The organism is Mucilaginibacter sp. P4_G9 (genome assembly GCF_056400985.1).
In genome coordinates, this window is sequence record NZ_JBFUKF010000325.1 from 1 (window position 1) to 5,695 (window position 5,695).

Genomic DNA, 5,695 nt, shown 5'->3' on the forward strand with positions numbered 1-5,695 from the left:
GTTTAAACGCTGCTTACCAGTTAAAAAAACTGGGTTTAAAAAGCACGGTATACGAAGCATCTTCACGCACCGGCGGGCGGATGTTTACCATTAAAGATAAATTTGGCAAAGGCATCACCACCGATCTGGGCGGCGAATTTGTTGATACAGACCATACAGAGATAATTCAGCTCGCAAATGAGTTAAATGTTGATTTTTATAATCTAAAACTCGATAAACTTGATCCAAAAACCTTTTATTTTGATGGAAAACACCTAAATGGCGAAGACCTTAAAAGAGCCATCCATCCGTTTGTCCGGCTGATAGAAAAAGATGTAAAATCATTACCCAGGCAAATAAATTTTACCACGGCAACCTCGTTTCAACACTTCGATAACCTTTCTATCTCCGAATACATAAACAGCATTGGCATAACAGGTTGGCTAAATAAATTGCTAAACGTAGTACTCACAATGGAGTATGGCATGGAAACTTCGGAGCAATCTGCTATCAACTTCCTCATCATGTTTACCGAACCCATATCTGCCGAAAAAGAGTATGAATTGTTTGGTGATGAGCATGAGGTATTTAAAATAAAAGGCGGCAGTCAGCACTTAACCGATAAAATATACCAACAGGTAAATGACCGCGTTTTATTGGGGTATAAGCTTACTGCCATTAGCCAAACTAAAACAAAAAAATACCAACTCAGCTTTGATTATAAAGGCATAATAAAAAGAGTGATAGCCGATTACGCGATCATAGCTATCCCATTCAGCATACTCCGAAAGATAAAATTTGATATACCCATGCCCCCTGAAAAACGAAAAAGTATTGATGAATTAGGTTATGGCAACAGCGGCAAGTTCATTATGGGCGTAAACACTAAACCCTGGCGTAAAGCGGGTAAAGCCGGCTATACATTTACCGATCTTGAATTTGGCTGCGGATGGGACAGCAGCCAGATGCAGTCAGAAACAGAAGGCAGCTTTACCCTTTTTGGCGGCGGCCATATTATCAATACCCTTTGTAATGAAAAAAATGAGGAACTGGCAGCCCGGATAGTACCACAATTGGATAAAGTTTATCCTGGTGTACTGAAAGACCACAACGGTAAAACTGTTAAGTTTTGCTGGAGCCAATATCCATATACCACGGCCGGATACAGTACCTTTAAAAAGGGCCAGTGGAGCACTATTGCCGGTTGGGAAGCAATACCAGTAGGCAATATTTATTTTGCCGGCGAGCATGTAAGCCTTACCTGCCAGGGCTATATGAACGGTGCAGCCCAAACCGGCAGGATGGCTGCAGAAATGGTAGCCAAAGCAAGCAAAAGAAGCTTTAAAAATAAGCTGATTATGAAAGAAGTATAAAATTACAACCATGGACAATTCGCAGGAATTATTAGAGAGAAGAAAAAAGTGGGTACCTAACGCTATTGGGATCTTTAACCCATCAACAGCGGTAAGTGCCAGCGGTGCTATTATTATTGATGCCAATGGGAACGAAATGATTGATTTTGCCGGCGGTATTGGTGTAGTAAACGCCGGGCATTGCCCCCCTCCGGTTATAGCTGCTATTGCAGAACAGGCGGCTAAAATGATCCATTGCAGCTTTAACGTGGCTACCTATGATCTTTACCTGCAACTGGCCGAGAAACTGGCTACCCTGTTACCGCATGGTGAAAACACTAAGGTAATGCTCACCAATTCGGGTGCGGAGAGTGTGGAGAACGCTATAAAAATTGCACGGCAGGCTACCGGTCGCCCGGCAATAATAAGTTACGAGTGTGGTTTCCATGGGCGTACGATGATGGCCATGACACTTACATCAAAGGTTGGATACAAATTGGGTTGTGGCCCTTTTGCTCCTGAGGTTTACCGAATTCCCTTCCCTGATCATTACCGCTATGGGAATGGTTTAAGTCTTGATGAATTTTCTGATGTTCATTTGCGCGAGCTGGAAACATTTTTCCATACCAATGTACCGGCCGAGCAGGTTGCAGCCATCATCATTGAACCTGTGCAAGGCGAAGGTGGTTTCAATGTTGTGCCCCCAAAATACCTCCGGGGTTTGCGTGAGGTTTGTGATAAGTATGGCATTATGCTGATACTCGACGAAGTGCAAAGCGGTTTTGGCCGTACCGGAAAATGGGCCGCTTATGAGCATTACGGTGTAACGCCCGATATATCCACCTGGGCAAAATCAATGGGCAGTGGTATGCCAATAGGTTGTGTTATTGGCAGGGCGCATATTATGGATAGCTGTAAACCATCAACTATTGGCGGCACTTACCCCGGCAACCCGGTTTGCTGCGCGGCTTCACTGGCAACGCTGAAATATATGGAGGAGATAGATATCAATGCGCTTGGTACAAAAGTAGGCGATATTGTACGCAGCCGTTTTAATGACCTCAAATCAAAGTTCAGCGCAATCGGCGATGTACGCGGCCTGGGCGCTATGATGGCATTTGAGCTGATAAAGGATAATGCCCCTTTTAACCCTGATGATGGATTATGCAAAAAGCTAATAGGCTATTGTGCCGATAATGGTTTGATCGTGATCAACGCGGGGGTAAACGGCAATGTGATTAGGGTGTTGAGTCCGCTGGTTATTGATGAGGCTTTATTAAACAGAGGCCTTGATATTATTGAAAATGGATTAGCTGAATTATCGGCTTAAACTAAATTATAAACCAATTGTGAAATTATTATGTCGCTAAAGGCTTACGAAGTTTTAAAACTTCACAAGTCTATTTACGGCAGGCTTAAACAGATCAACTATGAAACAACAATTCATCAACGGGGAATGGGTAGCTGCGATTGATAAACAGGAGATGGATTTGATCGATCCGGCTACCGAAAAGGTAATTGACAGGCTAAGTTCCGGCAATGCCAATGATTGCCGGGAGGCTATTGATGCAGCACATAAAGCTTTTGCATCATGGAGTAAAACAACACCTTATCAGCGGGCCGAGATCTTAAAAAAAGCCGCTAATTATTTGCGGGAGAACCTGGAGATCATTGCACATGACATGGTAATGGAAAGTGGCAAACCCCTGCCCGAAGCTAAGGGAGAATGGGCTGTTGCAGCAAACCTGTTTGAGTGGTATGCCGAAGAAGCCAAGCGCAGCTATGGCCGCGTTATACCAACCAACCGCCCGGATAAACGTAGTTCGGTAATTTACCAGCCAATGGGGGTTATAGGTGTTATTACAGCGTGGAATTTCCCGGCCTATAACCCGGCACGGGCCTGGGCTGCAGCTTTAGCGGCCGGTTGCACTGTTGTGGCCAAACCCTCAGAAGAAACTCCCCTGTCGGCTTTTAACATGGTTGACGCTTTGGTAAAAGCCGGGTTACCAAATGGCGTGCTGAATGTTGTTATAGGCGATGCCGTTGCTATAGGGGATGAAATGCTTAACAATCGCCAGCTTAAAAAAATAAGCTTTACGGGCAGCACCCGCGTGGGTAAAATATTAATGGATGGCGCGTCGCGTACGCATACCAAACTGTCACTTGAGCTTGGGGGCAATGCACCTGTATTGATATTCGATGATGTGGATGTCGATGCTTTAGCTAGGGTAACGGCGATAGCGCGTTTCCGTAATAACGGGCAGGTTTGTACATCACCACAGCGGTTTTATGTACATAAAAATATTTATGAGCAGTTCGCTGAAGCTGTTACAGGGTATGTAAGTAAATTAAAAGTGGGTAACGGATTTGAGGAAGGCGTGAATGTTGGCCCCCTGATCACCAAAAAACAACGGGAAAGTGTACTTGACCTGGTAAATAAAACCCAAACAGAAAACGCGGAGATCATGACGGGTGGTATAGTCCCCGCCCACTTGCAACAGGGCTATTTTTTACAACCCGCGGTTATTGGCAACCTGAAACAAACATCTGTATTGGCCCAAAATGAGATCTTCGGACCAGTACTGCCACTGTTTGTTTTTGACGACCTGGATGACGCCGTCACCAAAGCCAATGATACCGAGTATGGGCTTGCATCCTACATATTCACCAATAATTTAAAAACATCCATTTACGCCTCTGAGCGATTAGAATTTGGCATAGTGGGGATCAACGAATGGGCGCCTCATGGAACAGAATCTCCCTTTGGCGGATGGAAATACAGCGGCCAGGGGCATGAAAGCGGTAGCGAGGGATTGTATGAATACATGGAGAAGAAACTGATAAGTACAGGTGGATTATGATTAAACTCCAGCCATGTTGAGGAGGAAATGACAGATCGGCGAAAGACTTACGAAGTTTTAAAAACTTCGTAAGTCTGGGATTCTACAACGACGAAGCAATCGCGGACTATGCAAGACGAACTTAAACAGGTTACGGTTGCCACACTGCGCCCGCAATGACATCGAGAATAAATAAACAAATAAAATAACAAACTAAACACATGGGTTACGGGGCACTTGCATTAATTCCGCCACTGGTAGTAATTGTACTGGCTATTGCATTAAGGGCATCATTTGAAGCATTGCTGCTGGGGTGTATTGCCGGCTTTATTATCATTGGCTTTCATGACCACACCAATTTCTTCACCGGTTTTATTGCCAGTTTTTACAAGGTAATGGAGGATGAAAGTACAGTATGGGTGATACTGGTTTGTGGTTTATATGGCTCACTCATCGGTCTTATGGTTAAAAGCGGGGGTGCCATGAAGTTTGGTGAGGATGCCCTTAAATATATCAAAACAAAAAAGACCGCCTTATTTGGCACATGGGCATTAGGCCTGTTTATTTTCCTGGATGATTATTTAAGCGCGCTTACGGTAGGTGTCACCATGAAAAAGATAACAGATCATTTTAAAATATCGCGGGAGTACCTGGCTTATATCGTTAACACCACATCGGCCCCGTGGTGTGTTATTGTCCCGCTTTCCACATGGACAGTTTTTATTGGGTCGATATTGGAAAAATGCAAGTTTGCCGCCCAGGGGCAGGGTAATCATGTATACTTATCAGTTATTCCTTATGTGGCTTATGGCTGGGTATCTGTGCTGCTTATCCCACTGGTAATTATAGGGGCAATACCCATAATTGGCCGGATGAAAAAAGCCGAATTAGTTTTAGCCAACCACATTATAGCCCTGCCGGCAGAGCCCGAAGAGATCATCATCCAGTCACCAGGATTTGAAACGGAAAAAAAGCCGAGTTCTTTGTTTTTTATCCTGCCACTTGCTGTTACCCTGGTTTGTACTTTTTTAATGAATTACGATGCACTTAAGGGTATAATGGTTGGTGTTGCGTTCACCTTTGTTTATTACCTCATTATAAAGCTTGGCACCTTTCAGCAATTGAGCGAAACTGTTTTTTCTGGCTTTAACAGCATGATATATGCCCTGGCCCTCGTTATCATGAGTTATGTTTTAAAAGATGTTGGTGATAAAATGGGATTGACAGATTATGTGATCAATGGCGTAAAACCTTATATCAATAAAGAGCTGTTACCTGTTATTATTTTTGTATCCATATCGCTTATCACTTATTCTACCGGCTCGTCATGGGGAGTTTACGCGGTGGTTATACCTATAGTAATCCCACTGGCACACACTTTGGGTGCAAACGTATTAATGAGCATTGGAGCCGTAGTAAGCACAGGCGTGTTTGGCTCAAATGCCTGTCTTTATAGTGATGCAACCATATTAACATCACAAAGTACCGATGTAAGCAACCTCAAACATTCCTTTTCACAATTAC

4 protein-coding genes are annotated in these 5,695 nt (G+C 43.8%); all 4 read left to right on the top strand.

The features are described from left to right. Positions 1–1,352, top strand: a 1,352-nt coding sequence (locus tag AC1DPZ_RS20765; RefSeq protein ID WP_477406989.1) for a flavin monoamine oxidase family protein, incomplete at its 5' end; no start/stop codon positions are given. A gap of 10 nt (positions 1,353–1,362) precedes the next feature. Beyond that, positions 1,363–2,661 carry an aspartate aminotransferase family protein gene (locus tag AC1DPZ_RS20770; RefSeq protein ID WP_477406991.1) on the top strand — a complete coding sequence of 433 codons (1,299 nt, stop codon included), beginning with the start codon at positions 1,363–1,365 and terminating at the stop codon, positions 2,659–2,661. Positions 2,662–2,761: 100 nt separating this feature from the next. Continuing rightward, the gene (locus AC1DPZ_RS20775) at positions 2,762–4,192 is read left to right on the top strand and encodes an NAD-dependent succinate-semialdehyde dehydrogenase (RefSeq protein WP_477406993.1); all 1,431 of its coding nucleotides are present in this window, start codon (positions 2,762–2,764) and stop codon (positions 4,190–4,192) included. 200 nt (positions 4,193–4,392) lie between these two features. Next, positions 4,393–5,695 (top strand): Na+/H+ antiporter NhaC family protein (locus tag AC1DPZ_RS20780; protein ID WP_477406995.1); only part of this gene is annotated, 1,303 nt, incomplete at its 3' end.

Coding starts and splice junctions, on each gene's coding strand:
- AC1DPZ_RS20770 (WP_477406991.1), top strand. CDS start 1,363: ATGGACAATTCGCAGGAATTATTAGAGAGAAGAAAAAAGTGGGTACCT.
- AC1DPZ_RS20775 (WP_477406993.1), top strand. CDS start 2,762: ATGAAACAACAATTCATCAACGGGGAATGGGTAGCTGCGATTGATAAA.